At 56.7% G+C, this 26,781-nt stretch carries 25 protein-coding genes and 1 tRNA gene; 14 read left to right on the top strand and 12 right to left on the bottom strand.

From position 1 onward, the window contains the following. Positions 1-181: 181 nt before the first annotated feature. Together ACN0RV_RS15145 and pflB are read right to left on the bottom strand one after the other, a co-directional pair. On the bottom strand, positions 182-421 hold the full coding sequence (locus tag ACN0RV_RS15145) for a hypothetical protein (protein WP_417348825.1): 240 nt from the start codon (positions 419-421) through the stop codon (positions 182-184). A 176-nt stretch (positions 422-597) separates the two neighbouring features. Beyond that, on the bottom strand, positions 598-2,880 hold the full coding sequence (gene pflB, locus ACN0RV_RS15140; RefSeq protein WP_417348823.1) for a formate C-acetyltransferase: 2,283 nt from the start codon (positions 2,878-2,880) through the stop codon (positions 598-600). Between the two features lie 827 nt (positions 2,881-3,707). Between pflB and ACN0RV_RS15135 the strand changes: the two genes are divergently transcribed. The 5 genes from ACN0RV_RS15135 to ACN0RV_RS15115 are packed head-to-tail and all read left to right on the top strand — an operon-like array spanning position 3,708 to position 7,350. Next, positions 3,708-4,118: an RrF2 family transcriptional regulator gene (locus ACN0RV_RS15135; protein WP_417348822.1), complete on the top strand. Its 411-nt coding sequence runs from the start codon at positions 3,708-3,710 to the stop codon at positions 4,116-4,118. 7 nt (positions 4,119-4,125) lie between these two features. Then, complete coding sequence (locus ACN0RV_RS15130) at positions 4,126-5,385, top strand: ABC transporter substrate-binding protein (protein WP_417348820.1); 1,260 nt, start codon at positions 4,126-4,128, stop codon at positions 5,383-5,385. Next, a complete protein-coding gene (locus tag ACN0RV_RS15125) occupies positions 5,382-6,080 on the top strand; it encodes a GTP-binding protein (RefSeq protein ID WP_417348818.1) in 699 nt (232 codons plus the stop codon). The genes ACN0RV_RS15130 and ACN0RV_RS15125 overlap by 4 nt, the downstream gene beginning before the upstream one ends. Further along, positions 6,077-7,096: an ATP-binding cassette domain-containing protein gene (locus ACN0RV_RS15120; RefSeq protein WP_417348816.1), complete on the top strand. Its 1,020-nt coding sequence runs from the start codon at positions 6,077-6,079 to the stop codon at positions 7,094-7,096. The genes ACN0RV_RS15125 and ACN0RV_RS15120 overlap by 4 nt, the downstream gene beginning before the upstream one ends. An 11-nt stretch (positions 7,097-7,107) precedes the next feature. Further along, positions 7,108-7,350, top strand: a complete 243-nt coding sequence (locus ACN0RV_RS15115) for a hypothetical protein (RefSeq protein ID WP_417348815.1) — start codon at positions 7,108-7,110, stop codon at positions 7,348-7,350. Positions 7,351-7,469: 119 nt separating this feature from the next. Here the strand turns inward: ACN0RV_RS15115 and ACN0RV_RS15110 are convergent, their stop codons facing one another. The 3 genes from ACN0RV_RS15110 to ACN0RV_RS15100 all read right to left on the bottom strand — a co-directional run bounded on the left by ACN0RV_RS15110 (position 7,470) and on the right by ACN0RV_RS15100 (position 10,252). After that, positions 7,470-8,507 carry an alkene reductase gene (locus tag ACN0RV_RS15110; RefSeq protein ID WP_417348813.1) on the bottom strand — a complete coding sequence of 346 codons (1,038 nt, stop codon included), beginning with the start codon at positions 8,505-8,507 and terminating at the stop codon, positions 7,470-7,472. Positions 8,508-8,612: 105 nt separating this feature from the next. After that, positions 8,613-9,173 (bottom strand): carboxymuconolactone decarboxylase family protein, encoded by a 561-nt coding sequence (locus ACN0RV_RS15105; RefSeq protein WP_417348811.1) that lies wholly within the window; start codon positions 9,171-9,173, stop codon positions 8,613-8,615. Between the two features lie 179 nt (positions 9,174-9,352). After that, positions 9,353-10,252, bottom strand: a complete 900-nt coding sequence (locus ACN0RV_RS15100; protein WP_417348810.1) for a LysR family transcriptional regulator — start codon at positions 10,250-10,252, stop codon at positions 9,353-9,355. Between the two features lie 241 nt (positions 10,253-10,493). On the opposite strand from ACN0RV_RS15100, the gene ACN0RV_RS15095 reads away from it, so the two are divergent. The 5 genes from ACN0RV_RS15095 (at position 10,494) to ACN0RV_RS15075 (ending at position 14,147) form a co-directional block, all read left to right on the top strand. Next, a complete protein-coding gene (locus tag ACN0RV_RS15095) occupies positions 10,494-10,817 on the top strand; it encodes a putative quinol monooxygenase (protein WP_417348808.1) in 324 nt (107 codons plus the stop codon). A gap of 68 nt (positions 10,818-10,885) precedes the next feature. Continuing rightward, positions 10,886-11,422: a nuclear transport factor 2 family protein gene (locus ACN0RV_RS15090; protein ID WP_417348806.1), complete on the top strand. Its 537-nt coding sequence runs from the start codon at positions 10,886-10,888 to the stop codon at positions 11,420-11,422. 102 nt (positions 11,423-11,524) lie between these two features. Continuing rightward, positions 11,525-12,058, top strand: coding sequence for a redoxin family protein (locus ACN0RV_RS15085; protein ID WP_417348805.1), 534 nt, complete (start codon positions 11,525-11,527; stop codon positions 12,056-12,058). A 108-nt stretch (positions 12,059-12,166) separates the two neighbouring features. Continuing rightward, on the top strand, positions 12,167-13,219 hold the full coding sequence (locus ACN0RV_RS15080; RefSeq protein ID WP_417348803.1) for an alpha/beta hydrolase fold domain-containing protein: 1,053 nt from the start codon (positions 12,167-12,169) through the stop codon (positions 13,217-13,219). A 97-nt stretch (positions 13,220-13,316) separates the two neighbouring features. After that, positions 13,317-14,147, top strand: coding sequence for a nuclear transport factor 2 family protein (locus ACN0RV_RS15075; RefSeq protein WP_417348801.1), 831 nt, complete (start codon positions 13,317-13,319; stop codon positions 14,145-14,147). 294 nt (positions 14,148-14,441) lie between these two features. Here the strand turns inward: ACN0RV_RS15075 and ACN0RV_RS15070 are convergent. Continuing rightward, a tRNA-Ser gene (locus ACN0RV_RS15070) sits at positions 14,442-14,532 on the bottom strand. A 174-nt stretch (positions 14,533-14,706) separates the two neighbouring features. Between ACN0RV_RS15070 and ACN0RV_RS15065 the strand changes: the two genes are divergently transcribed. Both ACN0RV_RS15065 and ACN0RV_RS15060 read left to right on the top strand, forming a co-directional pair. Beyond that, complete coding sequence (locus tag ACN0RV_RS15065) at positions 14,707-15,087, top strand: VOC family protein (protein WP_417348799.1); 381 nt, start codon at positions 14,707-14,709, stop codon at positions 15,085-15,087. A gap of 68 nt (positions 15,088-15,155) precedes the next feature. Continuing rightward, entirely contained in the window at positions 15,156-15,404 is a 249-nt protein-coding gene (locus ACN0RV_RS15060) for a DUF2164 domain-containing protein (RefSeq protein ID WP_417348797.1), read from the top strand. Positions 15,405-15,433: 29 nt separating this feature from the next. On the opposite strand, the gene ylqF is transcribed toward ACN0RV_RS15060, so the two are convergent. The 5 genes from ylqF to ACN0RV_RS15035 all read right to left on the bottom strand — a co-directional run bounded on the left by ylqF (position 15,434) and on the right by ACN0RV_RS15035 (position 23,265). Next, complete coding sequence (ylqF, locus tag ACN0RV_RS15055) at positions 15,434-16,354, bottom strand: ribosome biogenesis GTPase YlqF (protein ID WP_417348796.1); 921 nt, start codon at positions 16,352-16,354, stop codon at positions 15,434-15,436. A gap of 124 nt (positions 16,355-16,478) precedes the next feature. Continuing rightward, positions 16,479-18,578 carry a PepSY domain-containing protein gene (locus ACN0RV_RS15050; protein ID WP_417348794.1) on the bottom strand — a complete coding sequence of 700 codons (2,100 nt, stop codon included), beginning with the start codon at positions 18,576-18,578 and terminating at the stop codon, positions 16,479-16,481. A 62-nt stretch (positions 18,579-18,640) separates the two neighbouring features. Next, positions 18,641-20,755: a TonB-dependent receptor gene (locus ACN0RV_RS15045; protein ID WP_417348792.1), complete on the bottom strand. Its 2,115-nt coding sequence runs from the start codon at positions 20,753-20,755 to the stop codon at positions 18,641-18,643. A 247-nt stretch (positions 20,756-21,002) separates the two neighbouring features. Further along, positions 21,003-22,313 (bottom strand): aminopeptidase P family protein, encoded by a 1,311-nt coding sequence (locus ACN0RV_RS15040; protein WP_417348791.1) that lies wholly within the window; start codon positions 22,311-22,313, stop codon positions 21,003-21,005. Then, complete coding sequence (locus tag ACN0RV_RS15035; RefSeq protein WP_417348789.1) at positions 22,306-23,265, bottom strand: ornithine cyclodeaminase family protein; 960 nt, start codon at positions 23,263-23,265, stop codon at positions 22,306-22,308. Before ACN0RV_RS15035 ends, ACN0RV_RS15040 begins: the two co-directional genes overlap by 8 nt. A 286-nt stretch (positions 23,266-23,551) precedes the next feature. Between ACN0RV_RS15035 and ACN0RV_RS15030 the strand changes: the two genes are divergently transcribed. Next, a complete protein-coding gene (locus tag ACN0RV_RS15030) occupies positions 23,552-24,676 on the top strand; it encodes a helix-turn-helix transcriptional regulator (RefSeq protein WP_417348788.1) in 1,125 nt (374 codons plus the stop codon). A gap of 26 nt (positions 24,677-24,702) precedes the next feature. Here ACN0RV_RS15030 and ACN0RV_RS15025 read toward each other — a convergent pair whose 3' ends face one another. After that, positions 24,703-25,617, bottom strand: a complete 915-nt coding sequence (locus ACN0RV_RS15025; protein ID WP_028108359.1) for a LysR family transcriptional regulator — start codon at positions 25,615-25,617, stop codon at positions 24,703-24,705. A 341-nt stretch (positions 25,618-25,958) separates the two neighbouring features. Between ACN0RV_RS15025 and gmhB the strand changes: the two genes are divergently transcribed. Continuing rightward, entirely contained in the window at positions 25,959-26,507 is a 549-nt protein-coding gene (gmhB, locus tag ACN0RV_RS15020; RefSeq protein ID WP_417348904.1) for a D-glycero-beta-D-manno-heptose 1,7-bisphosphate 7-phosphatase, read from the top strand. Positions 26,508-26,781 lie beyond the last annotated feature (274 nt).

Genomic DNA, 26,781 nt, shown 5'->3' with positions numbered 1-26,781 from the left:
CCCACCCATGAATTAAGGTTCTGAAAAATAGAGTTAAAACGGTATTCATCTGTGCCTTGAACTGGTTGCGGGGCGGGGGCCGAAGCCGAAGCCTCTGACCCGGTGAGAGGCGCCGCCGCCAACTGGTTAAGGTCATGAAAATTATAAAAAATAGCCAGATACAGGCCAGTCATTTTCTATCTCAGCGGTTCCTGGGGCAGAGGAATGGGCGCCAGGTAAGTGCCGGATGAAAGCGGCTGGCGTAGACGCGGCAGTAGGCGGGGGCCGTGGTCATCAGTTGGGTAGATCCTTCGATCATCAGCAGGGACTGGGTGAATTGAGACCGCCACAGAGAGATATTCCGGCTCAGTCCCATCTCTGTCAGTTTGTCGTCCAGGGCCCACAGGACCAGGGCGAAGCAGCAGAGCAGCATGGGGATCATGGGGCGTCCCAGTCGTAGAGAGTGACAACAATCTAACTGGCGGCATTGGCGTGAGCCCAGCGCCCCTTAGGACATGGGTGTTGTCCCAAATGGAAAAGGGTGTGTCTATCTAAGAAAAGAAAAGGGCGGCCCGGAGGCCGCCCTTGCTGTCACTGGAGTGAATTACCCGAGAGTAATTACATGGACTCAGTGAAGGTACGGGTGATGACGTCCTGCTGCTGCTCTTTGGTCAGAGCGTTGAAGCGTACGGCGTAACCGGATACACGGATGGTCAGCTGAGGGTACTTCTCAGGGTTCTCAACAGCGTCCAGCAGCATCTCGCGGTTCATCACGTTGACGTTCAGGTGCTGGCCGCCTTCGCGAGCCTGGGTGTTCTTGAAGTAGCCATCCATCAGGGCAGCCAGGTTGCCGCGGCGACCATCTTCATCTTTACCCAGGGCGCCAGGTACGATGGAGAAGGTGTAGGAGATGCCGTCTTTCGCGTGGGCGAAGGGCAGTTTGGCCACGGAGGTCAGGGACGCAACAGCACCGGACTCATCACGACCGTGCATGGGGTTGGCACCGGGCGCGAAAGGCTGACCGGCACGACGGCCGTCAGGGGTGTTACCCGTCTTCTTACCGTACACCACGTTGGAGGTGATGGTCAGGATGGACTGGGTCGGGGTGGAGTCGCGGTAGGTCTTCAGAGAACGGATCTTCTGCATGAAGCTCTCAACCAGCTCACAGGCGATCTCGTCTACGCGCTTGTCGTTGTTACCGAACTTAGGATAGTCACCCTCGATGGCGAAATCGGTAGCGATGCCGTCTTCGTCACGTACAGGTTTCACCTGGGCGTACTTGATGGCCGCCAGGGAATCCGCCGCGATGGACAGGCCGGCAATACCGCAAGCCATGGTGCGCTCAACGTCGCGATCCATCAGAGCCAGCAGAGACGCCTCGTAGGAGTACTTGTCGTGCATGTAGTGGATGCAGTTCAGGGCGGTGACGTACTGCTTGGCCAGCCAGTCCATCAGGGTGTCCAGGTTGGCGTAAACGGTGTCGTAGTCCAGAACGTCGTCGGTGATGGCGTCCATCTTGGGGCCGACCTGTGCCTTGGAGATCTCATCCACACCGCCGTTGATGGCGTACAGCAGGGTCTTGGCCAGGTTGGCACGGGCGCCGAAGAACTGCATGTGCTTACCCAGAACCTGTGGGGATACACAGCAGGCGATGGCGTAGTCGTCAGACTCGAAGTCCTTACGCATCAGGTCATCGTTTTCGTACTGGATGGAAGAGGTGTCGATGGATACCTTGGCGCAGTACTTCTTGAAGCCTTCTGGCAGGTGCTCAGACCACAGAACGGTGATGTTCGGCTCTGGGCTTGGACCCATGGTGTACAGGGTGTTCAGGTAGCGGAAACTGCTCTTGGTGACCAGGGTGCGGCCATCCAGGCTCATACCGGCCATGGACTCGGTGGCCCAGATTGGGTCGCCGGAGAACAGCTGATCGTACTCAGGGGTACGCAGGAAGCGAACCATACGCAGCTTCATGATGAAGTGGTCCACCATCTCCTGGGCTTGGGACTCGGTGATCAGGCCCGCTTTCAGGTCACGCTCAACGTAGATGTCCAGGAAGGTGGAGGTACGGCCCAGAGACATGGCAGCGCCGTTCTGAGACTTGATGGCCGCCAGGTAACCGAAGTAGGTCGCTTGAATCGCTTCCTGAGCGGTTTCGGCAGGCTTGGAGATGTCACAGCCGTATTTGGCCGCCATCTCTTTGATTTGGCCCAGGGCACGGTGCTGCTCGGCGATCTCCTCGCGCAGGCGCAGAGTGTCTTCCAGCTTGCCACCTTGCTCCAGCTCTTGCTGCAGGCTGTGGAACTGGTTCAGCTTGTCCTGCATCAGGAAGTCGATGCCGTACAGGGCAACACGACGGTAGTCACCGATGATACGGCCACGGCCGTAGGCATCTGGCAGACCGGTGATCACACCGGACTTACGGCAACGCAGGATGTCTGGGGTGTAAACATCGAAAACGCCAGCGTTGTGGGTCTTACGGTAATCGGTGTAGATCGCCTTGGTCACAGGGTCCAGCTCACGGCCGTAGGCCTTGCAGGAGCCCTCAACCATGCGGATACCGCCGTTGGGGATGATGGCACGCTTCAGAGGCGCTTCGGTTTGCAGGCCAACGATCGTTTCCAGATCCTTGTTGATGTAACCGGCGTCGTGAGAGGTGATGGTGGAAACTTTGGAGGTGTCGAAATCTACGGGGGCGTGGGTGGCGTTCTCTTGACGAACACCTTCCATCACCTTGGCCCACAGCTCGTCAGTCGCTGGGGTGGAGCCCGCCAGGAAGGACTCATCGCCTTCATAGGGGGTGTAGTTTTTCTGGATGAAGTCACGTACGTTAACTTCGGATTTCCAGTCACCTGCAACAAAGCCTTCCCAGGCCTTTGCAAATTGGGCGGTATTTTCACTCATAGACGTTAGCCTTAGATAGAATGTGAATAAAAGCCTCGCCAAACACGACAGGAATAGGGGCCGCTCTATGGCGAAGTTAGTATCCAGGCACCTGCCTTTGCTAGAAGGCGTGTACCCGGTTTTGCAAAATTGAGACTGAATTCACCACAGGACATACGTCCATGGGCTTATTAACCAGAGTCTTCGCTGGTTTCAGATTTTCGGAATCGGAAAGCTCAAATTTCACACCTTGGCTCAAGGTGCTTGGTAGCTTGCCGGCCCTTTAGGGTGGCGGCCTGTCGGCTCGAGGGGCAATTGGTCTTACCATTGCTTGAGCGCAGATCTAGCCATCCGTCATTGATGAAATACTTTTGATCATTCATGACTCTTAGTCAATAAAGAAACGGTAATTTGCGATAGTTTTTTATTACGAATGCACTGTTTTTGGCTTGTTAGGGTTTTGTATTGCGCCGGATGCATAAAGAGTATTTCTTTATTGCATTCAAACTTTGCTTGAATAGGGCTTTATTTTGCTGTGTTGATAAATAAGTTGGCTCAATGTTAAATGAAGCGCTTTATTTGAACGCATCGAATTAATTCATGCTTGGATTAATTATTGGCATTTATTTGCGCCGAGATGATGGCTTTGGCTTTCCATTACAGCTATTGCCCACAGCTATGCTGCTGCTGCCTGCCCCGGCCCAAGGTTGGAAGCGGTGTTCGGCAATACACAGCGGTTAAAGCGGTTGTTGTTGATCGCGCAGTGGATCACACAACTGAGAGCATCCGCTTGTTGCTACGATCCCAATTAGGCATTGTGGTACCACAATACCTAATTGGTTGTGGCTATGAACAGTCTGATCAACATCTCCGAAGGCACGTCGTTGGCCATTCATGGCCTGGGGTTGCTGGCTGAATGTGCTCCTGAACGCCTGAGCACCAAGGCGGCTGCCCAGCGACTGTCCGCTTCGGAGGCTCATCTGGCAAAAGTCTTCGGAAAGCTGCAGAAAAAGGGCTGGGTCAATTCTACACGGGGCCCGGCAGGCGGCTTCACCCTGTCCATCTCTCCCGACGAAGTGACCTTCTTGGACGTGTACGAACTGTTTCAGGAAAAGATTGAGATGCAAAGCTGTCCCCTGGGACGCTCCTCCTGTCCGTTTGACAACTGCATGTTTGATGGTCGTATCCATCAGCTGAACCTCGAGGTCTACAAGACCCTGAAGAACACCACCATTACCGATCTGAGATCCAAGAACTGAGGCAAAGATGATTGAACAACAAAGCACGCTGTTCGAGATAACAGAGAAGCACCCGGAGACCATTCCGGTGTTTGTTTCCAATGGTTTTCCTCAGATGGAAGATGCGGCCAAACGAGCGGCTCTGGGTAAGAGCATTACCCTCAGTGCCGCCGTTGCCATGAAGAAGCTGGATATTGATTCTTTTATCCGCTTGCTGGAGGAGGCGATAAGTCGGTACACCGATGATACCGACATTACCTTGGTTCAGACCACGGCGGCAGCGGCACAGAGTAAAGGGTCCAGTGTTGTGGGGATCTTGCCCTGTCCGGTGCGCATCCCTCTGATGGAGAAGTGGAGTGCCTATCTGGCCGGCCGTCAGCAGGCGGGCAAGTCGGAGGTGACCCATGAACTGAAAGCGGCATCCATGGGGCTGGATTGGGTTCAGAACAATATCGACGGTATCGAGGAGCCGAATAAGCTGCCGGATCTGTTTATGTCTGCGGGTTTTGATATGTTTTTCGACCAGCAGCGCTTCGGCCGTTTTCGCCGTGAGGGGGTGTTTACCGACCTGACGGGCATGGACAGTTACAACTCGGACTTTGCTGAGCTGGGCATCAAGGATCCCCTGGGGCACTACTCCATTCTGGCGGTGGTGCCGGCGCTGTTCCTGGTTAATGGCGACGAGCTTGGTGACAGAGAGCCACCGCGATCCTGGAAGGACTTGCTGGACCCCAGGTTTGAGAAGAGCGTATCGCTGCCGGTGTCCGACTTCGATCTCTTCAATGCCATTTTGCTCAACATCCACAAGATGTATGGAGATGATGGCGTTCAGGCGTTAGGCCGTAGCCTGCTGGAATCGATGCATCCTGCCGAGATGGTCAGAAGTGAGCAGCGTAAACAGAATAAGCCGGCGGTGACCATCATGCCCTACTTCTTCTCCAAGATGGTGAAGGAGGGGGGGCCATTGCAGGCTGTCTGGCCGGAGGATGGCGCCATCGTCAGCCCCATATTCATGTTGGCGAAAAGCGCCAAGGCCGATGAGCTGAAAGAGATCGCTGATTTCTTTGCTTCCGAAGAGATTGGCAACCTGCTTGCCCGCCAGGGGCTCTTTCCCAGCACCCACCCGGATGTGTTCAACATTCTTCCTGAGCACAGCCGTTTTATGTGGCTGGGGTGGGACTACATCCAGCAGCACGACTTGTCAGAGCTCATCAACCATTGCAAAGGGCTGTTTAACGACTCCAGCTGTGCCGCTCAGGCCGTCTGCGGTGGAGGGTGTTGCCAATGAATCTGGTGACCGTGTCAGGTCCTCCCTCGTCGGGAAAGACCGCCGTTATTCTGAAAACCGCCAATGCTCTGATGGAGCGGGGCCTGAAAATCGGGGTGGTGAAGTTCGACTGCCTCTATACCGATGACGACGAGCTGTATCGCAAGGCGGGCATTCCGGTGAAAAAAGGGCTCTCTGGCTCCATGTGCCCGGACCATTACTTTGTCAGCAACATCGAGGAGATTGTTCAGTGGGGGCTGTCCGAGGGGATGGACCTGCTGATCAGCGAGTCCGCCGGGCTGTGCAACCGCTGTTCTCCCTACGTCAAAGAGGTCAAAGCGGTGTGCGTCATCGATAACCTCAGTGGCATCAATACCCCGAAAAAGATTGGCCCGATGCTGAAATCTGCGGACATTGTGGTGATCACCAAAGGAGACATCGTCAGCCAGGCCGAGCGCGAAGTGTTTGCCTCCAAGGTGAACCTGGTCAATCCGGCGGCCACCATCATGCACATCAATGGCTTGACGGGGCAGGGCTGCTTCGAGCTCAGTACTCTGTTGCATCAGGAGCAGAAGGCGGTGACCACCCTGGTAGGCAGTGAACTGAGGTTCACCATGCCGTCAGCGCTGTGTTCCTACTGCCTGGGTGAAACTCGCATCGGAGACAGCTACCAGATGGGCAACGTGCGCAAGATAGATATGGAAGACAAGGCATGATTGAACTCAATCAGATAGAAAGGCGCACCATAGGCTCGCTTCTGCAGGATTACCCCTTTCTGGAGGGCTTCTTCAGTGACAACCGGCTGGACATCAGCGGTGCACACCACAGCTCCGTTGCCGATTACCTGGACAGTTTCGACTCCCTGACCCAGGAGGAGACAGCGCTGGATCCCTCGGCGATAAAGCAGCAGATGGTGGGCTTTATCAATCAGATGCTGTTGTTTCTCGGTGAGGACGATGAGGTTCGCGCCATTACCCTGCTGCCCGGGACGGACAAGTCCGGCACTCCGGAAGGCTTTGATTCGCTGATTATCCGCAGCGGAGAGGTGATCTCCATTGTCGGCCCTACAGGCTCTGGCAAAAGCAGGCTGCTGGGAGACATCGAGTGGGTGGCTCAGTGCGACACTCCCACCGGACGGCGAATCCTGATTAACGGTGACACGCCGGATAACTCCTGGCGTTTCTCCACCTCCAAAAAGCTGGTGGCTCAGCTGTCCCAGAACATGAACTTTGTGATGGATCTGGAGGTAAAGGAGTTTGTCTCTCTCCATGCGGAGAGTCGCCTGGTGCAGGATGCCGATGAGGTGGTGGACAGAATCATCGCCGAAGCCAATGAGCTTGCTGGCGAGCCCTTCAGTGCCGAAACCCCCATCACCAGCCTTTCAGGAGGTCAGTCGCGGGCACTGATGATCGCCGATACCGCGATTCTGAGCAGCACCCCCATAGTGCTGATTGATGAGATTGAAAACGCCGGTATTGACCGGAAGCGGGCTCTTGAGCTGCTGCTGTCAGAGGACAAGATCGTCCTGATGGCCACTCACGACCCCATACTGGCCCTGATGGCGGACAGGCGTCTGGTCATCAAGAACGGGGGCATTGCCAAGGTTCTGGAAACGACCACGGAAGAGCGCAAACTGCTTGGCACCCTCGAACAACTGGATCAGACCCTGATGGGCTATCGCAATCAACTTCGCTTCGGGGACTCGCTGACCCTGATCGACAACGAAAAATAGAGGTACTCACTATGCATGACGGATGCTCTGCTCAATTTGAAAACGGTAAGCAGGTGGTTGATAAGGTGCGGATGATGGGGTTTGCTTCAGCGCCCATGCCGATGCCCCTGACACCAAACTGCAAAAACTGCGGCAAGCCGTTCGAGATGGAAACCTTCGAGACAGCCTGCCCCGAATGTGGCGCAGTACACGCGGTGACCCCCTGCCACGCTTTCGATCCTGAAAACGTTCAGTCAGCCGGAGTCGGCTACTAGACGCTGGCCATGACGGCAGTCAATCCAGGTACAGCAAAGCCCAACAGCCCTTTTCTGGGGCTGTTGGGCTTTGAGTTTTCTCCTAGGGCCAGGAACCTCTCTGGGGCTGAGCTCCCTGTTTATCTCAGTGTGTCCAGCATGTCGGCACTGTAGCTGATCAGAGGCTGGTTGCTGCGCACCTTCTCAATGTAATCCGGATTGGCGATAAGTGGCCGCCCGATGGCAATCAGGTCGGCGTCTCCTTGTTGCAGGGTCTGGCGTCCGCTGTCGGTGTCGTAGCCACCACAGGCGATCACTGTGCCGTCATAAAGGCGGCGAATGTATTGGGTGACGGTGCCGCCCAGGTGAGGGTATGGGTTGTCCTCAAACATGCCAGTGTGAACATAGGCGAGGGGGTATTGATTCAGTCTTGGTAACAGGTAGTCGAAGACCGCCCTGTCTCGCTCGTCGTGTTCCAGATGAAGGTAGGCTACCGGTGACAGCCTCAAGCCCACCTGAGGGATCTGCTGGGTGACTGCATCCAGCACCTCCAAGAGAATACGGGCCATGTTTTCTTCTGTTCCACCCCATTGGTCCTCGCGACGGTTGGTGTCCCAGTGGAGGAACTGATCCAGCAGGTAGCCATTGGCGGCGTGAACCTCCACACCATCAAAACCGGCCTCACGAGCATTGATGGCTGCCTGGGTGAAATCTTGAATCATCTGTCGGATCTCAACCTCGCTCATCTCTCTGGGGATTCCGTATTGCAGGTCATCGGTACGGGGCACACGACCTGACAGGGCAACGGCGGAGGGGGCGTAGGGTTTCTCTCCGTTGAGATAGATGGGGTGGGACACCCGGCCGGTATGCCAGATTTGCGCAAAGATCTTGCCGCCCTGGTCATGGACCCGTTTTACCACTTTTCTCCAGCCGTCGATTTGTGCCCGGGTAAAGATGGCTGGGGTATTGGGGTAACCCTGGGCAGTGGGTGAGATCATCAATGACTCTGTGATGATGAGGCCGGTGCCCGCTCGCCGGGCATAGTATTCGGCCATGGCCTCTGTGGGGACCAGGTTGTCGTCTGCCTTGCTGCGATTCATGGGGGCCATGACAATGCGGTTGTTCAGGGTCAGGGTGTTCCCGAGTGTCATTGGGTCAAACAGGATATCTTGGCTCATTTAACGCTTCTCCTAATCTCTTATCAGGTTGTAAACCGCTGGCGCTCAATGGTTGGTTGCCGGCGGAAAGTGGGGCTGCTTGCCATCGATGGTCTGGCTGTGGGTTTAGCGCTCATTGACTGGTACCCAACGTTGATTCATTGCGAAGCCGTCAAGATCGGTGCCTACCAGGTGGTTGGTGTAATTGCTCATGGTTTTGAGGGCGATAAGGGCAATGACTTCGAGGGCATTGCGCCTGCTATAACCTGCATTGAAGAAGTCGCTGACCAGTGCTTGAGACACCACCCCTCGAGCCTCAACCAGTTTGAGAGTGAAGTTACGTAGCACCACAAATTTGGGGTTACTCAGGGGGCGGTCATCGCGAATGGCGTCGATCACCTCCATATCGACGCCATGGGCTTCTGAGAATTGGCTGTGGCCCGCCATGCAGTAACGGCACTCGTGGAAGCGATTGACCGTCATCAGTACCACCTGGCGTTCCGTCTGGGTCAGATCCGTATGGTTTACCTGTTCTGACAGAAAGAGGTAACTGCCCAGCAGGGAAGGTGACTCAGCCATGTAACCGAGCAGGTTTGGCAGGAATCCGTGCAGCTCTTGCGCTTTATCAAGATGAGGCAGTGACTCCTGAGGTGCGTTGTACCGGTTGTATTTGGTGAACCGACTCACAGAGCCTCCTCGTTAAATGGTTTGTAGATGATGGAGGAGGTTAACCAAGAGGATTTGGGAATAGAACGTAGGGCGATTGAATACTAACTATTCCAAATGGGAACTTTTAAATGGCCGGTAAAAAGGTGCAAGGGCAGAGGAACTCTGCCCGGTTGCTTGTGTGACTGAGGGGCTGAACGTCACTGGAACATTGGGTTGTCGCTGATTTTCTGCCTTAGAAAGTCGATGAAACACCTCACCTTGAGGGGGACATATCGGCTTTGGGGGTAGATGGCATTCACCGGCAGGGGGTGGCCTTCATAGTTGGGTAGCACCTGTTTCAACAAACCGCTCTTCAGATGATCATTCACCATCCAGATGGGCAGTTGCACAAGCCCGACACCATCCAAAGCCAGCTGCAAGAGGGCGTCGCCGCTGTCACTCTGGAAGTTGCCGCTGACCGCCACCGCATGGTTTTGGTCCTGTTGGCTGAAGTGCCAGATATTGATGCTTTTCAGCATTGAGTAGATCAAGCAGTTGTGCCGTTTCAGATCCTCAGGCTCCTTGGGTTCGCCATGATGCTCGAGATAGCTGGGTGCCGCTATCAGCAGCAGGGGGTTATCGAACAGGTGCCTGGCAATCAGCGAGGAGTCTTCCAACTCCTTGGCACGGATAGCAACGTCGACACCTTCGCTGATGAGGTCCACGTGTTTGTCGGTCAGTGCCAGGTCCACCTTGATGTCGGGATAACGAGTCAGAAATTCGGACAGGATGGGGGCGAGAATCTGGCAGCCAAGGGCCACGGGGGCTGAAACTCTGAGTACTCCCTTGGGGGAGGCCACTTCGGCGCGTGCCAGCGCATCTGCTTCGTCCAACTCTGCAAGAATGGCCACGCACTTATCATAATACTCGGCTCCGACCTGAGTCAGCGCCAGTTCGCGGCTGCTGCGGGTCAGCAGTTTGCCAGTCAGTTTGGCTTCCAATGCGGCAACTTTCTTGCTGATGGTTGCCTGCGTGGTGTTCTGTTCTCGGGCTGCAGCGGAAAAGCTGCCGGTCTGTACCACACGAACGAAGGCCCTCATTGCACTGAGCTGATCCATTCTGATTCCTTCATCTCTCTACTGTATTCCCACTGGGAATTCATGCTATTCAAATTGAGCTTCTTATATTCCACAGTGACCGTATCTATCATTGCCATCAGTGTCAACGACCGAAGGGGCTGACAGTCTGCCCTGGCAGAGGATCTTGCTTAAGTCGTTGCCGAGTCAGATTGCAGCTGAAAGCCCGAAAGAGCGGGCTCCGGCGAGCAGGCCAAATGAGCATTTTGAGAGGTACTGAACCATGACTAAGCAGCTTGTTTTCTACGTGGAGTTCGACGTTAAACCCGAGTGCGTCGAGCAGTTTGTCCAGGGCGCGACAGGCGTCCTCGAAGCGATGTCCAAGGAGGATACTTTCGTGTCCACCTATTTCCACCGGGATGCCAACAATCCCAATAAATTCACTCTGTATGAGCGCTGGAATGAGCCCTCTATGGATGACTTCATGAAGAACCAGTTGCAGGGCAAGTCCTATCGCGATGAGTACGAAGCCTATCTGCCGGACCTGTTGGCCAGCCCGCGTAAGTTCACCGTTCTGGACCCTGTAAACCAATGGGAAAGCAAATAGTTTTCTCAGCCCAATTTGACCATAACCCACCTTGGCGTCGGCCAGGGTTGAAAGAATAGGAGTTGACCATGGATATGCAGCAGAAATTGCAGCAGTTGCTTGATAAGCAGGAGATGACCGAGGTGATGTACAAGTTTGCTCGGGCCCTGGACCGGGTGGACGGCGAACTGATGAAGTCCACCTACTGGGAGGATGCCATCGAAGAGCATCAGGACCCCATCTTTCCGGACCTGTTTTTCTACAATGATAACGCCCATGCCTTTGTTGACCCGGCGATGGAAGGGTTTCGCGCCCTTAAGGTGACCCAGCATCGCATCAGCAACCCCTTGATAGAGATTGATGGCGATAGCGCCACTGCCGAATGTTATGTCTGGGCATACCACGTTCATCAAGAGGACGGGGTGGATAAAGAGGGGATCCTGGGGGGCCGTCACCACTTCAGGTTTGAGCGTCGCAATGGGGTTTGGAAGATCAAGCATCGCTCCACCACCTTTGACTGGAACCAGAACCAGAATGCCACCGCCGTCTGGGCTGAGAACTACAGCGACAAGCTGCGTGGCAAGCGCGATAAAGCGGACGACAGCTACAACTACCTCAGCTTCTAATGACCCATAACGGGCAGCCCCCAGTTAGTGACCTGTCGCTGCGGTTGAGTGCGCTGCCTGTACTCTTTAACAGCCTGCCGAAAGGGGGCAAAGGTAATCTCTATGAGTTCTAAGAAAATTGCAGCTGGACAGCTGTTTCCGGCCATTGAAGTGACTACCACAGGGGGGGAACTTATCACTCTGGGTGTTCCCCAGAGTGGCGCTGACTGGCAGATGGTGGTGGTCTATCGCGGTCGGCACTGTCCGCTGTGTACCCGCTACCTCAATGAGATAGAGAAACTCAAACAGGAGTTTTTCAAACTGGGCGTCGACATAGTCGCAGTGTCCGCAGACAGCAGGGCCCAGGTTGCCGCCCACCTGCCTGAGCTTAACGTCAGCTACCCCATCGCGTTTGGTCTGAGTGTAGAGCAGATGCAGCAGCTGGGGCTGTATATCTCCCACCCCCGTTCAGCTCAGGAGACGGATCACCCCTTCGCCGAACCTGGCCTTTATGTGGTGAATGAACAGGGGCAGATACAGGTGCTCGATCTGTCCAATGGTCCTTTTGCCCGCCCAGAGCTGGGCATCCTGCTGTCCGGGCTGGCTTTTATCCGCAATCCGGACAATAACTACCCGATTCGCGGCACCTACGACTGACGCCGACACAGACAGGGAAGGGATGACGAAAATCCATTCCAAGTTAAGGCAAATCTATTGTCGGCCGCTTGAGAGACAACGGCTGACTCTTCGAATGATGAGGATGTTATGAAACCAGTTTCGCCGAAAAAGTGGTTGGTTACCGCCTTGGCGCTGACCGCTCTGACTGGGTGTGCCGCCGAGCACAGCGACATGGCAGAGAGTGATTCAGCTGCCAGCCTGTCCCACAACGTCAGGTCATTTATCGATCCTGAGATCCGTGCTCCCCTGCAGCATTTGCCGCCAGAGCTGGCGGTGATCACTGAAGAGACGGTTCTTGACGCCAGAGCCACGGTGCACAGCATGTTGAAATTTCCGGATACCCCGGGAGTCACAGTGGAGCGTAGGCCGGTGGTCACCCCGGAGAGGGAGGTACCTGTGTTTATCTACCGCCCAGAGCATGCTCCGGCAGTTACCCCGGCCATCCTGTGGATTCACGGTGGTGGCTACATCATGGGGCGGGCCGACAGCAATGATTTTGCCGGGGAGTTTGCCCAGGTCCTGGGGGCGACCGTTATCTCGGTCGACTACCGGTTGGCGCCGGAGCATCCATTCCCTGCTGGGCATAACGACGTTTATGCGGCGTTTCTCTGGGCTGTAGAGAACGCTAAGGAGTTGGGAATCGATCCCACTCGGATCGCCGTCGGCGGTGACAGCGCCGGCGCTGGTATGGCTGCGGGAATGGTACTGCGCAACCGTGATGAGCAGGGGCCGCAGATAGCACTGCAGCTGCTGATCTACCCCATGCTGGACAACCTGCATGCCACCCCTTCTGGCGCGGTGGAGGATTACCCGGTGTGGAACCGTCAAACCTCTTTCAACGCCTGGGAGATGTACCTTGGTGGCACACCTGGCCTGGAGGCCTCCCCCTACGCCGCTCCGGCCAGGGCAAAAGCGATGGCTGGGCTTCCGCCGACCTACCTGACCATTGGCGCCGTCGACCTGTTTCGTGACGAGGTGGTTGATTATGCCCAGCGGCTGATGGCTGAGGGAGTGCCCACGGAACTGGCCGTATTCCCGGGCATGTATCACGGTGGCCAGGTCTTTGTGCCCGGTGCTGCCGTGAGCCAGAAGATGCGGCAGGGTTACCTGTCAGCTCTGAAACAGGCAATTTCCGACTAGTGCAAATATGCCCCCCCAGTCATTCAAGTGGCTGGGGCCAAACAGTTTTTTTGAGGCTCGGCTTCAATACGGAAAACAATTTAAGGAAACTCATTCGATGAAATTAGCTAATCGATTCTCCAGCCTACAGGGTTTGGCTGGTGCGGCTCTGCTGTGCCTGACTATGGGAGCCAGTCACTTGGCTGTGGCAGGTGAAACCGCTGCAGGTGGCGGGTTTGACCGGGCATTTACCGACAAGAGTGCCAACGGCAAACAGTGGCGTCGAAGCACGGAAAATCGCCTACAGGACCTGCTCGATAAGCAGGCCATTACCGAAGTGATCTATCACCTTGGGCGCTCTTTGGATCGCATGGACCGCGGCCTGATGCGCTCTGTGTATTGGCCGGAAGCCATTGAAGAGCATCAGGACCCCGAATTCCCGGTGTTCTTCACCGATGCCGAGAGCAACCCGGCACCAGGGACCTATAATAACTTCCCCTGTCAGGCAATGGCTGGCTTTGCCGGCCTCAGAATGACGCAACACCGCATCAGCAACATCCTTATCGACTTGCTCGATGAAAATACCGCCAAGGCCGAAAGTTATGTTTACGCCTATCACCTGGCCGGTGAAGGGGATAAAGCTCGGGAAGTTACCCTGTATGGCCGGATGCTGTTTGATTTCGAGAAACGCGGTGACGAGTGGCGGGTGATGCGCCGGTTGACGGTGTTTGACTGGTTCACCAATGTACCGGCGACTGGACACTTCAGCGACGATTACATGGATAAGTTCAAGGGCGGTCGTGACAAAAACCAGGATGGAAGATCCAGCGAATGGCACGATGGCAGCGATATTGGCGGCAATGATCCCAGCTATGAGTTCCTGAACCTGCCTTCCGACCCCGATCCCATGCCGGGCAAAGGAACCTGTAAGTTCCCATTGAGCAATTGATGGTCGTGGTTTAGCTACAGCGCCAGGTATGCTGAATACCACAAAGCAAAAAGCCCGCACTAGGCGGGCTCCTTTATGTATGTCGGAGGCAGTTAGAAAGGGCGGATTGATACCCTGATTTCGTTCGGCCGCCTGCGGCGCTACTCACTGCGCTCGTTGCGAGGCCAGACTAGGCTTACGCCCTCGTGGACTCGGTTACCCTTCGGGTCGTCGCAGGCTCCTTGCTGCATTATCTCTCGTTTTCTTCGAGCACAGAAAAGCAAAAAGCCCGCACTAGGCGGGCTTCTTTATGTATGGCGGAGAGATAGGGATTTGAACCCTAGAAGGGCTATTAACCCTTGCCGGTTTTCAAGACCGGTGCTTTCAACCACTCAGCCATCTCTCCAACGGGGATGCATGTTAGTGAACCGGCGGGATGCTGTAAAGGGGCAGGGCGTTCAACCGCCTAAGCAGTGAACAAAACCCGACGGCGAACGGGTTGAGTGCTCTAACTTTGTCCACCTGAGCCAAGGGACTGTCTACACTTTAGCCTCAGATTGCCCCCTTTAAGGAGAGAATCATGAGCTCACCCTTTGAGACCCACGGTGCCCATAGCTGGCAAGAGTTGTCTACTTCTGATCCGGCAGGTGCGATGGCGTTCTATGGCCCCCTGTTTGGCTGGACCTTTAAGGAGCAGCAGATGGAGATGGGCGCCTATCACATCATCGAGAATGGTGGTGCCGGGGTCGGTGGCATCATGCAGACGCCCGAACCGGGCATGCCTGCGGCCTGGACCGGTTATGTCACGGTAACCGATGTGGACGCGTTGGCCGCCAAGGCGACGGAGCTGGGCGGCGAGCTGCTCTACGGGCCCCAGGACATTCCCGAAGTGGGGCGCTTCTGCTGGATAAAGGATCCTCAGGGGGCGGTGATTGCCGCCATCAGCTATGTGATGGGATAGTGCGTCTGGCGGCTCTCTGGGTGAGAAGATACACTGGCTCACTCAGTAGATTTATTGATGGAGCCGATGTGAACCCGGTTGAATTGACCAAGGAGCAGCGCGAGGCGCTGGTTGAAGCGCTGCAAGAGTACAGCGAACAGGAGATGGACCAGGAGTTGGGTCAGTTTGAGGCGGGCTTCTTGCTGGATTTTATGCTGCAGCGCCTGGGAACCCTGTGTTACAACAAGGGGCTGGAGGATGCCAGGGTGGCCATCTTGGGCAGAATGGAGTTGGCCACCGAGGTGGTGTATGAAATGGAGCAGCCCTGCGATTTATAAAAGAAAACCCGCCAGCTGGCGGGTTTTGCTTATTTACGGCGTTTGCGCTTTTTGGCGGCGCGAAGCTCTTCCTTGATCTTTTTCTCTTCGGCGGCCTTGGCGGCGCGAACCTCCTCTTCGGCCTTCTCCTTCTCTACCAGTTCCGGGGTTTCCAGGGTCAGGGCACCCAGGGAGCCGGCGCGCAGCTCGTGCAGCAGGATCTCGGAGACCTTGTGCAGGTCGGCAATGCCGCCTCGGCGCAGGAAGCCGCGCTTGGCGGCAATGGCGTCCAGGACACCGATGTCGTCTTCCGGGAGCTCTTCCAGGTTGTAGCGTTTGCACAGGGCTTCAGGGTAAGTGGTGCGCAGGTACTCGGCGGCAAACATGGCCACCTCTTCATACTCCACCACCGTGTCTTTGATGGCACCTGTGGTGGCCAGGCGATAGCCACACTCCTCCGGGCTCAGCTTGGGCCAGAGGAAGCCTGGGGTATCGTGCAAGACGATGTGGTCTTCGAGACGGATGCGCTGCTGAGCCTTGGTGACCGCGGGCTCATTGCCGGTCTTGGCTATGGTACGGCCAGCCAGGGTGTTGATCAGGGTGGATTTGCCCACGTTGGGGATCCCCAGGATCAGGGCGCGCAGCGGGGTCTTGGGCACCATCTCTTTGGCCAGGATCAGCAGGCTTTTTACCTGGGATTTGTTTTTCTGGGTCAGGGCGATGGTTTTCACACCATTCTCCTGCTCCAGGTAGGCCTGCCAGCGCTCGGTCATCTCCGGGTCGGCCAGATCGCTTTTGTTGAGGATCTTGATGCAGGGGGTGTCGCCTCTGAGTTGGGGGACCAGAGGATTTTCGCTGCTGAATGGGATGCGCGCATCCAACACCTCGATGATGAGGTCAATTTGCGGCATCAGCTCGGCGATCTCTTTTCTCGCCTTATGCATATGGCCCGGGAACCAGTTAATCGCCATGGGTCATGCTCTTGTTAATGGGTCAAAGGCGCCATTTTACGTGATCCCACATCAGTTTGCTTGGTCAATTGTCCGCCATAAAAAAGCGCGCCATCCCAGGCGCGCTTGATTGGACCGGGCAGGATTAGAACAGGTCTTCGTGGTAGCGGCCCTGTTCGATCAGCTGGTTGAGCTGCTGTTGAGCTTGCTCTGGCCCGGCTCCCTGAGAGACAAAGGCGGACAGCAGTGCCTGGCGAACTCCTTCACCCAGGGCGAGATGGCCGCAGACATAGACATGGGCTCCCAGCTCCAGCCAGGCGCATACCCGCTGGGGGCTTTGCTCCAGTCTGTCCTGGGCGTAGATCTTCTGCTGCTGGTCCCGGGAAAAAGCCAGGTCCAGGTGATCCAGGGCTTTGCTCTCCTGGTGCTGGAGCAACTCCTCCCCATAGAGGAAGTCGCCCTGCTGATGGCGATTGCCAAACAGCAACCAGTTGCGCAGCTGTGGACGCTGACGAATAAAGCCCATGAAGGGGGCAATGCCGCAGCCAGCGGCCACCATGATGATGGGGGAGGAATCCTCCGGCAGTCTGAAGCCGGGGTGGGCGGCGATGCGGCCTTCGAGCGTATCGCCCACCTGTGATTCATGACACAGCTGTCCGGACATCAGGCCGGTGCGGGTTTCACCATCGTGCTGCCACTGGTGCAGGGTCACGCAAATCTCCAGGTCGTTGCCATTTGGTGCCGAAGCGATGGAGTAGGCGCGCTCAGTGCCGCCCTGGGCTGGGCGCAGCTTCAGCAGATCGCCGCAGCGATAGTTGAGGGGCTCCGCGCTGCTAAAGCGCAATCGCCAGGTCTCCCGGGTCCGTTCCTGGCCCTCATCCAGTCGCTGCCTGGCCTCCAGGCGCAGTGATACCGTATTGGCCATAGATTGGGGCTGTTCATTGTCGGCTGCACCGATCCAGCTTTGCCACACCTGGGTGGGGTCGCCGTCGGCCAGAGCCAGTCCGCCCACCAGTGAGGCGCCGCTGTGTCTCAAGGCACTGTCCAGGTCATGGGCCGCCTGGCAGAATTTGGCATAGCGGCTGTCACCCAGACCCAGCAGTTGATAGCTCACCCCCTTGAGGCTGACCCGCTTCAGGCTCTCCAGGAAGCCCTGTCCCTGAACTGGCATCTCGCCGTCACCACAGGTGGAGACCAGCAGTCGCACCGACAGGTACTGGGTGAGATCTTCCGCCTTGAGCTGGGCCAGGGAGCACAGATGCACCTTGTCACCGCGGGATTCCAGCAGAGAGCCGGTGTCTTTGGCCAGTTCGGCGGCGCCGCCGGTCTGACTGGCGTAGGCTACCAGGTGGCAGGCCCCTTCCGGTGCCTTGGTTGGTCTGCTCAACCGGGCACGGCGTAGCCAGTTGTAGAAGCCGGTGCCCCAGAGCACCAGGGCGCTGATACACAGCAGGGCATAGATAAAGGCCACAGGCCGACCGCCAAAGCTGCCGTCATGAAGAATGCGGGTCCAGCGAGTGGGTTGGGTGACCGCATTCTCTTGCTGATCCGGTTGCCACTGCCAGCGGGTGCCCTGGTCGTTTTCCCAGTAAAGGGTGATGCCCTGAGGCGTGCGCCGCACCATGCGCATCGCAGCCACGTCGATCTCATCCAGTTTATCGAAGGCCTGGTCCAGGCTCATGGGGGAGGGGTGAGGTTCCTGCTTGGGCCGCTCACCGCCCATGGGGTGGAGCATCAGCAGGCCGGTGACGGTGACCACCAGCATCAGGGGCGCACCATACCAGCCCAGGGCGGTGTGCCAGCCCATGACTCCCTTGGGGGATTTGGGTCGGGCCAGGAACAATCCGGAGAGGCTGAGGAACAGCATCACCCAGGTGCTCAACTCCACCAGCCAGTTGGCGTCCACCAGCAGGTTGACGTGCAGTCCTTTAGCGAAGCGGCTGAGCTGAAACTGCCAAGGCAGCTCGGCGGGTTCCCCGCTGTAGAGGTCGAGAAACTGGCGCCCCTTCTTGCCTTCGAACGCCACCATCACCAATTGGTGCTCGGGCAGGGCGAAGGCGAAGCGGATGGGGCCCTGCTGCTGTTCCAGGATCTCCAGGGTCTGCTGATACTGGGCCGGCGTCGGCTTGGTTTCAGCGTCTGGAGTGAGCAGGGGAGTGAGTGCCAGCAGCAGGCCCGAGAAGATCACCAGCAACAGGGGCAGGGCGACCAGGGCAGCCAGGTAGCGATGGAGTTTGGCCAGCATGGGTAGGTTCCTTTAACGCAAACAGGCAGGCCACCTTGGGCCTGCCTTTATTGGGGTAAAAATCAGTAGTTGAACTGGGCGGACAGGCGGAAGCTGCGCTCGGCACCGATGCTCAGATCGGAGTAGGAGCCGCCGGCCTTATAGTCTTTATCAAACAGGTTTTCAACGTTGAGCCTGAGGTTCATCTCCACCTGTTTGATCATCACCTTGAAGGAGGCGCCGGCGTCGAAGCGGACGTAGCCATCTTTGGTGATGGTGTTGTTCAGATCGGCGTAGCGATCGCCCTCGTAGAAGGCGCCTAGGTTGAATGCCCATTGGTCGTTCATTTTGTAGCGGGTCCAGGCGGAAGCGGACCACTCTGGCGCATCGATAGGACGTTTGCCCTGGTAGGTGTCGTGGTGGGTGTACTCTGCATCCAGATACATCAGGGAGGTCATCACAAACCAGCGCTCGGAGGCCTGGCCCTGGGCGGAGAACTCAAAGCCGCGGTGTTGCTGCTCGCCTCCCTGGGTGGTCTTGGTCTGGCCGTTACCCAGGTCTTCGGTTACGGCGATGTCGGTCTTGGTGATGTCAAACAGGGCGCCGTCCACCATCAGGCGACCATCGGCCAGCTCCCATTTGGTGCCCAGTTCCCAGGATTTGCCGGTTTCAGGATCCAGATCCATGCCGTCGTTGACGTCATCCTCCTTGGCCACCACACCCTGGGGCTCGAAGCTCTCGGAGTAGCTCAGGTAGATGCTGCTGTTCTCCTGAGGGTGATAGATGGCGCCCACCTTGGGCACAAAGGACTCGTTGTTGTTACCGGGGCCATCCTTGCGCTGGATGTCGAAGCGGCCGCCGAGCAGCAGTTGCCACTGTTCGTTCAGGGTGATCAGATCCTGCAGGTAGAAGCCGTAGTACTTGTACTCGGACTCATACAGGCTGGTGTCGCGGTTGTAGTCCAGGTCGGGGCGAGGCGGCAGGGGCTCGCCGGGCACATAGGTCTGGGTCTGGTCCTTGTCGCGCAGTTGACCATAGTAGTAATCCAGCATGTTGGCGCCGATAAGGATCTGGTGCTCCATGCCGGCGATGTCCAGGTAGCCATTGAAGTCGGCGTAGTAGGTCTTGTACTGCCAGTCGTCATAACGGTCGAAGGCGGTGTAGTCGTAACGACCGTCGGTATAGCCCGCTTCCTGGTAGGCCACGTAGGAGTCGTAGCTGGGGCTGGAATCCAGGCGCTGGCGGGAGAACATCTGGTGGTTGAAGCCCAGAGTCAGGGTCCAGTCGCTGTTCAGGTAGAGGTCCATATCCAGGCCGTAGTTCTCCACCTCGTTATCGGTGAAGGCCCAGGGCATGTCCCAGATGGTGTCCTTGTCACCGATGATGTTGCCGTCGCTGTCCAGCCAGGCACCGCGATCAATGCCGGTTTTATCCTGGGTCATGTCGTAGTGGGCGGATAGTTTACCCCAGTTGCCCAGATCGTATTCCAGGGCCAGGGCGCCCAGGAAGCGGTCTCGCTCCTGACTGCTGCCATCCTGGTACTCGCGCCAGTATTCCGCGTCCTGTTTTACCAGAGTGGCGCGATAGCGCAGGGTCTCGGCCTGGTTCAGAGCGCCGCCTGCGTCCGCCTGGAAGCGGGTAGAACCGTGCTCATCCACATCGAAGGCGAACTCAAACATGGTGTCGTAGGTGGGTTTCTTGGTCACCATGTTGATCAGGCCACCTGGGGCGGACTGGCCATAGAGCATGGAGGAGGGGCCCTTGAGCACCTCGATGCGCTCCAGCGTCTCGATGGGGTGCACGTAGTGAGACCAGGCCTGCTGACCGTTTCTAAGGTAACCGCTGCCGGAGGAGAGTTCGAAGCCGCGCAGGCTGAACACCTCCCGGTTCCATTTCTGGGAGCCTGAGGTGACGCTGGCGTCGTTGATTAGCACTTCACTCAGGGTGGTGGCCAACTGCTCATCGGCGATCAGTTCGGGAATCACCGTGATGGACTGCGGGGTGTCCAGCAGTGGAATGTCGGAGCGCATGGCGCCTTTGGCAGAGTCGGACTTGTAGTTGTCAAAAGAGATGGCGGTTATCACCATTCGCTCATCGACCCGTTCAATGGAGGAGGTGTCCGGGGTTTGAGCAAAAACGGGAGCGGAGCCCAGGGCGACGAGTACGGCGAACGCCAGGGGGCGAAGAGGGTGAGACATTGAGATCTCCTGACAACGAAACAGTAGGTTAAATGCGGAACGCAGCGAAATTTAAATGAGAATCACTGTTATTTAAACTCTGTGCTCGCTAGTGGATGCACGCTTGTGATCGAGATCTCAAAAACGATACTGATACCCATTCGCATTTACATTTGTGAAATGCGAAAAGGTGATGAAAGCTGGAAAAATCGAGGGGGAACAGTGAAAAAGACGAGCTCTGCCGGAGGAGGCAGAGCTCGGTTAACGGTCAGCTCATCAGAGATTCGATCTCTTCGCGGGTTTTGGGGGCACTCTTGGAGAGGACTTGGTTACCATCGGCGGTGATCAGGATGTCATCCTCAATGCGGATGGCGATGCCGCGCCAGCGTTCTGGGACGCGCAGGTCGGTGGCGCCAAAGTAGAGGCCGGGCTCGATGGTAAGCACCATGCCGGCTTCCAGGGGCCGCCACCGTCCCTGCTCGTCTTGATAGGGGCCCACATCGTGAACATCCAGCCCTAACCAGTGCCCGGTCTTGTGGACGCTGAAGGGCTTATGAGACCCCTGTTTCAGCACCTGCTCCCAGGACCCCTGGAGAATGCCCAGTTCGACAAGGCCTCTGCTGATCACTTCCATGGCGGTGTCATACAGTCTATTCCACGGAGTGCCTGGCTTAGCCTGCTCGATGGCGGCATTGAGGGCATCGAGAACCAGGTCGTAGATGATCGCCTGCTCTTCCGTGTATCGGCCGCTGACCGGGTAGGTGCGGGTGATGTCCGCCGCGTAGTGCCGATATTCTCCGCCAGCGTCGATCAGCAGCAAGGTTCCGGCATCCAGTGGCTGGTTATTGTGGTCATAGTGCAGGCACATGGCGCGCTCGCCGCCTGCAAGGATATTGGGGTAGGGATCGCTGACACAGCCGTGACGGGCCAGTTCCAGGTTAAACAGGCTGGAGAGTTCCGCTTCGTTCATCTCGGGTTTCAGGTGGGTAATCACCTGACGGTGGGCCAGGCAGCTGGCGGACACCGCATGGCGAATGCGGCCAATCTCCATCTCATCTTTAATCACCCGCATCGGGTGCAGCACTTCGGCCAGGGGGCGCAGGCGGCGATACACCTTGGGTTGGTCGAATCTGGTGTTGCGCCTCTGGTAATTACACCACTGCCACACCTTATGTCCCAGCCGTTCCTGCTCATCGCCCAAGAGAATGTCAGTGCGCTGGTCCAACAGTTCCGGCAGCCTGACATCCAGCTCATCGAGGGAGTAAGCCGCATCGGCTCCGAAGTCGTTGATGGCGCCCTCTATGCCGGCTCGTGCACCGAAGCTGGTCTCCTGATCCGGGTCCTTGGGGCGGCTGAACAGTATGAATGATTGCGGATGGCCGGGGCGAAGCAGGGCTACGGCGTCTGGCTCTTCGAAGCCGGTCAGGTAGTAGAAGTCTTTGTCCTGGACAAAGCGGTAATGGATGTTCTTAGAGCGGGTGCGTTCAGGGTAGGCGGTCAGGATCACTGCGGCATCGCTGCCCAGTGCGTCCATCAGCCGTTGCCGGCGCTGCTGATAATGATGTTGTTGGTTACTCATGGTGGTTACTCGGTTGTACTGTGCTGGCGACCAGTTTGGCGGCGGCCAGGTCCTCTAAAGCGTGGCCCACAGACTTAAACAGGGTGGTCTGCTGAGCGTCGGTTCTGCCCGGGTGCTGCCCCCGGCAGAGATCAAACAGATCGGCCTCGATCGATTCTGGGACTATCAACCCCTGGGCCAGTGGGATCACCAGGTCCCCGGTTTCCTTCAGCGCACCTTGTCGGGTGTCCACAAACAGCTGGCATCGGCGTATCACGTCGTCATCGGCTTCGCGCATGTCGGGACGGTATGCACCCACTAGATCCAGGTGTTGGCCGCTCTGCAGCCAGCGACCTTTAATCAGCGGTTCCTTAGACAGCGTGGCGACGGAGATGATCTGGGCTTTTTGGCAAGCGGCTTCCAGATGAGAAACCGCGCAGGCCTCAAGCCCCAGTTGGCGAGCTTGTTCGGCCACGGAGCTGGCCTTTTTGTGCTCGCGTCCCCATACCATTACTTCACTGATGGGGCGCACGGCGCAATGGGCCTGGATCAGTTCCAGAGACAGGGCGCCGGTGCCCACCATCAGCAGGGTTGAGGCATGGGTGGGTGCCAGATGGCTGGCGGCCAGGGCAGAGGCGGCGGCGGTACGTCTTGCGGTTAACACCGGCGCGTCCATCATCAGTTCCGGGGTGCCGGTGGCCAAGTCCATCAACAGATAGATACCCTTGATGCTGGGGGCATGCTCCGGTGCCACTGTGACTATTTTGACGCCGGCCTTGCCGCCACTCTCCCAGGCAGGCATCAGCAGCAGGGTAGTTTCCCGCTGGCCTGGATTGACCATGTCGTGGTGGTGGCGCATGGGCACAGTCAGCTCGCTGCAGAAGGCGTGAGACAAGGCGTCTATCAATTTGGGGTAGGGCAGGGCCTTGCGAATGGTGTGGCCGTCGATGATGTCCATGGTAATTGTATACAATATCCGTTTTCTCGAGGGTAGAGTAAACCATGGCCAATGTCACGGCTTTTGCTCCTGGACTTCGGCGGGGCGTGGCTCGGTTCTCAGTTAAGGTCGCTTCAGGGAAGGACTCAGGGTGTGAAGAGCGAAAAAGAAAATGGGAGCCGAGAGGCTCCCCAAAGGGCCGTACAAGATTTTGCGCTAACAAAGATAACTGACTGGTATTGAATCTAGTTTCGATTCCTATTGCCGTCATCTACCATCTGGTATAAAAAACAAACAATGGATTGTGCTAAGGCGGGCAAGGATGAAATCGGAACTGATCAGGATGATCTATCAGGCTGTTGAGGAGCCTCACTTATGGATCGAAGTGCTGAAGGGGGTAGCTGGGTTCAGTGAGTCCAATCACTGCTTCCTTTTAGCCCGGGAGGGGCTGCACTCCCAGCCCCTGGGATTTTACGATTATGGGTTCGATGAGCGCTACTTTGAGCGGTATAACCAGTACTTCTACCAGGTGGATGTGTGGAGTCAGGCTCTGCTGCCCCACGCTCCAGGCCAGTTCCATGCAAGTCATTGGGTCTATGAAGACAACCTGTTTCTGAACTCAGAGATCTACAATGACTTTGCCCGCCCCTCCAGGATTCGCCACTCCATAGGTTGCCTCATTACCCATGATGATGGGTTGATCACTGAATTGGGGTTTATGCGTAGCCAGGATCAGTCTCACTACACCGATGAGCAGGTAAGAACCTCCAACCTGTTTGTGCCTCACATCGAGCAGGCCATCACCATGGCGCGGCGCCGGGAATTTCTGGAAACCCAAAGGGCGCAGCTCATCGGCTTGTTTGACAGCAGCAGCATCCCGACTTTTATCTGCACACCCGGTGGTAAGCTTCTTTACCGTAATCATCAGGCAGAGCTGTTTGCCAAGGGCGCGGGAGTGTTGGCGGGGCGAGAGAGTGAATTCCGCTTCACCGAGACGGATCACCAGTTGCTGTTCAACCGCCTACGCCATGAGTCGATGCAGTTTATGGATGGCAAGGGAAATGAAGCCCCTGGCCGTGAGTTGCTGACGTGGCCGAAAGGCCGGGTATGGTTGCATGTTCGTCCCTGGAACTGGAGCACCGGTGGAATCTGGGGAGAGCAGAGCGGTTGTGCGCTGTTGGTGACCTTTGAGCCTTGCAGTGGTGGCAGGGTTCCCCAAACAGAGTGGATTGCGGAGCTGTTTGCTTTGACTCAGGCGGAGGCAGGGATCTGTCACTCTCTGTGCAGCGGCATGACCAGCGAGCAGATCGCCGTGGCTCGGGGTGTCTCGGTGAAAACCGTCAGGCAGCAGATAAAGAGCTGCCTGAAGAAGACGGGCACCAGCAGTCAGGTACAGTTGGTGTCCACCATGCTGCTGGCATCCATGGAGCCAAACCGGGCGTATTGACTCTGACTAACTGGAGGAAGAGGCCTCTATATATTGTACTCCTCGAGTGCCAGGTCACCGGGGGCGAAGTTACGACTGAGGGTCAGCAGTGCGTCGGCAGCGGGAGTCAATGGCAGAGATTTGCGCCAGATTAGGGCCAGGTCCCAATACAGGGCAGGCTCCATGGGGCGGAAGGTCAACTTGGCGCTGTTAAGCTTCTGACAGATGGGGGCGGGCAGCAGGGCCAGGCCCATTCCGTTCTCCACCATGGTTGCCAGGAAGTCCCACTGACCGCTGCGGAATGCCACCTTAAGTTTCACGCCATTTTGCTGACTGAGCCGGCTGATCAGTTGGGCCAGGGAAAAGTCCTCGTTGTAGAGGACAAAGGATTCGTTGTGGAAGTCCTGCCACTGAATGGAGGTCTTTTCGGTCAAGGGGTGAGAGTGAGGCAGGCACACCCACAGGGGGTATTGGGCCAGTTGCTTGTAATCCAGCTGCTCTGAGTGGGTGACCGGCAGGGCGGTGAAGGCGATATCCAGTTTATCGGCGATGAGTGCCTGCTCACAGCCATAGCCACCATACTCAGACATCTTCAACACCACCCCGGGATAGCGTTGGCGAAACTGGGACAACAGTTCGATCATCAGGCTGCTGAGCATGGGGCAGATGCCCAGGCGCAAGGTGCCTGACGTGAGGTCGGTCAAACTTCCCAACTCTTGTTGCAGCCTATGCCACTGGCCGACGATGCTCTCTGAGGTCTGCTTCAGGTGCTCTCCGGCGGGGGTCAGCCGAATACCCTGATTGCTTCGAACCAACAAGGGCGTCCCAAGACTCTCTTCAAGTCTTTGAATCATCTTGCTTAGCGTCGGCTGTGTCATGAACAACTGGTCAGCTGCTTTGGTGTAGTTGCCACATTTCACCAAAGCCAGGAAACAGTTGAGGGAGCGTATGGTTGTGTTCATGCCAAAATGGAATCTACTTCATGGTGTCAATTCATTTTACTCATTTGCCAGGGCTCCGTACAGTTGGTGCCTGTATGAGAGCACGTTGGGATTTGCACACAGAGGCCCCTTTCCCTACGTAATGGCTCCCCCATCAACAAAATGACTGCTTTGTGTCTGGTGGTCTGATGGGAGCGGAGCCTTACGGCAGCGATGGTATCTTGGAAAGAACTCTCCCCAATTGTGATTGAGCCCGCGCTAAGCGGGCTTTTTTTTAACCTCAATTCCTGCCCCTATCCCTTGAGTTCACAAGGGCTTTATCGATAATACCCCCATTGAGATTTGAGCAGACAGGTATGCCTGTGCGTAAAGCAGTGTTTTTGGATAGGGACGGCGTGATCAACCTGGATCACGGCTATGTCCATGAGATCGATGAGTTTGAGTTTGTTCCTGGCTCACTGGAAGCCTGCGCCCGCCTGTATAAGGCAGGTTATCAGTTGGTGGTGGTAACCAATCAATCGGGCATCGCCCGAGGCTATTACACTGAGGAGCAGTTCCATACCCTGAGTCAGTGGATGAGCGAGCGTTTTGCCGAGGCGGGGGCGCCCCTGCTGGGAGTGTACTTCTGTCCTCATCATCCCGAGAAGGGGCTGCCTCAATACGTAGGAGAGTGCCAGTGCCGCAAGCCCAACCCTGGCATGCTGCTGCAGGCGGCGCAAGAACATCAACTGGATGTGGCTGCTTCTGTCATGGTGGGTGATAAGCCAGGTGATGTAGAAGCGGGACGAAATGCCGGCGTGGCGACCTGTATCCAGGTGCGCAGTGGCAAACCGGTGGATGGGTCCAGTGGCGCAGACTGTATTGCCGATGATCTGGCGGGTGCTGCACAGTGGCTGTTGGGTAAAAATTAACCAAACGATTCAAGGGGGGGATTTTCCTGTTGCCAACAGAAATTCCCTCCCTATAATGCGCTTCCTGTCGACGGGGCAAAGCGGAAGGAAAACGGACGCTGAGCAAAACTTCGACACTCGGCGCCAAGGCAGCGAATTAGCCCTTGACCGCCGGAGAGGGTCGCGTAGAATGCGCCTTCTGTCTCGATGGGAGACACGCTCTTTAACAATTAGTCAGACAATCTGTGTGGGCACTCGCGCAGGATTGATATCTCATATATCAATGTTGCACTGA

The organism is Ferrimonas sp. (assembly GCF_048263965.1).
GTDB lineage: Bacteria > Pseudomonadota > Gammaproteobacteria > Enterobacterales > Shewanellaceae > Ferrimonas.
The sequence above is the reverse complement of the archived record's forward strand: the minus strand, read 5'-3'. Positions and strand labels throughout refer to the sequence as shown.

What these genes read in the sequence shown, in the direction of transcription:
- ACN0RV_RS15145 (WP_417348825.1), bottom strand. Translation starts at nt 421, where the DNA reads ATGATCCCCATGCTGCTCTGCTGCTTCGCCCTGGTCCTGTGGGCCCTG.
- pflB (WP_417348823.1), bottom strand. Translation starts at nt 2,880, where the DNA reads ATGAGTGAAAATACCGCCCAATTTGCAAAGGCCTGGGAAGGCTTTGTT.
- ACN0RV_RS15135 (WP_417348822.1), top strand. Translation starts at nt 3,708, where the DNA reads ATGAACAGTCTGATCAACATCTCCGAAGGCACGTCGTTGGCCATTCAT.
- ACN0RV_RS15130 (WP_417348820.1), top strand. Translation starts at nt 4,126, where the DNA reads ATGATTGAACAACAAAGCACGCTGTTCGAGATAACAGAGAAGCACCCG.
- ACN0RV_RS15125 (WP_417348818.1), top strand. Translation starts at nt 5,382, where the DNA reads ATGAATCTGGTGACCGTGTCAGGTCCTCCCTCGTCGGGAAAGACCGCC.
- ACN0RV_RS15120 (WP_417348816.1), top strand. Translation starts at nt 6,077, where the DNA reads ATGATTGAACTCAATCAGATAGAAAGGCGCACCATAGGCTCGCTTCTG.
- ACN0RV_RS15115 (WP_417348815.1), top strand. Translation starts at nt 7,108, where the DNA reads ATGCATGACGGATGCTCTGCTCAATTTGAAAACGGTAAGCAGGTGGTT.
- ACN0RV_RS15110 (WP_417348813.1), bottom strand. Translation starts at nt 8,507, where the DNA reads ATGAGCCAAGATATCCTGTTTGACCCAATGACACTCGGGAACACCCTG.
- ACN0RV_RS15100 (WP_417348810.1), bottom strand. Translation starts at nt 10,252, where the DNA reads ATGGATCAGCTCAGTGCAATGAGGGCCTTCGTTCGTGTGGTACAGACC.
- ACN0RV_RS15095 (WP_417348808.1), top strand. Translation starts at nt 10,494, where the DNA reads ATGACTAAGCAGCTTGTTTTCTACGTGGAGTTCGACGTTAAACCCGAG.
- ACN0RV_RS15090 (WP_417348806.1), top strand. Translation starts at nt 10,886, where the DNA reads ATGGATATGCAGCAGAAATTGCAGCAGTTGCTTGATAAGCAGGAGATG.
- ACN0RV_RS15085 (WP_417348805.1), top strand. Translation starts at nt 11,525, where the DNA reads ATGAGTTCTAAGAAAATTGCAGCTGGACAGCTGTTTCCGGCCATTGAA.
- ACN0RV_RS15080 (WP_417348803.1), top strand. Translation starts at nt 12,167, where the DNA reads ATGAAACCAGTTTCGCCGAAAAAGTGGTTGGTTACCGCCTTGGCGCTG.
- ACN0RV_RS15075 (WP_417348801.1), top strand. Translation starts at nt 13,317, where the DNA reads ATGAAATTAGCTAATCGATTCTCCAGCCTACAGGGTTTGGCTGGTGCG.
- ACN0RV_RS15065 (WP_417348799.1), top strand. Translation starts at nt 14,707, where the DNA reads ATGAGCTCACCCTTTGAGACCCACGGTGCCCATAGCTGGCAAGAGTTG.
- ylqF (WP_417348796.1), bottom strand. Translation starts at nt 16,354, where the DNA reads ATGGCGATTAACTGGTTCCCGGGCCATATGCATAAGGCGAGAAAAGAG.
- ACN0RV_RS15050 (WP_417348794.1), bottom strand. Translation starts at nt 18,578, where the DNA reads ATGCTGGCCAAACTCCATCGCTACCTGGCTGCCCTGGTCGCCCTGCCC.
- ACN0RV_RS15045 (WP_417348792.1), bottom strand. Translation starts at nt 20,755, where the DNA reads ATGTCTCACCCTCTTCGCCCCCTGGCGTTCGCCGTACTCGTCGCCCTG.
- ACN0RV_RS15040 (WP_417348791.1), bottom strand. Translation starts at nt 22,313, where the DNA reads ATGAGTAACCAACAACATCATTATCAGCAGCGCCGGCAACGGCTGATG.
- ACN0RV_RS15030 (WP_417348788.1), top strand. Translation starts at nt 23,552, where the DNA reads ATGAAATCGGAACTGATCAGGATGATCTATCAGGCTGTTGAGGAGCCT.
- ACN0RV_RS15025 (WP_028108359.1), bottom strand. Translation starts at nt 25,617, where the DNA reads ATGAACACAACCATACGCTCCCTCAACTGTTTCCTGGCTTTGGTGAAA.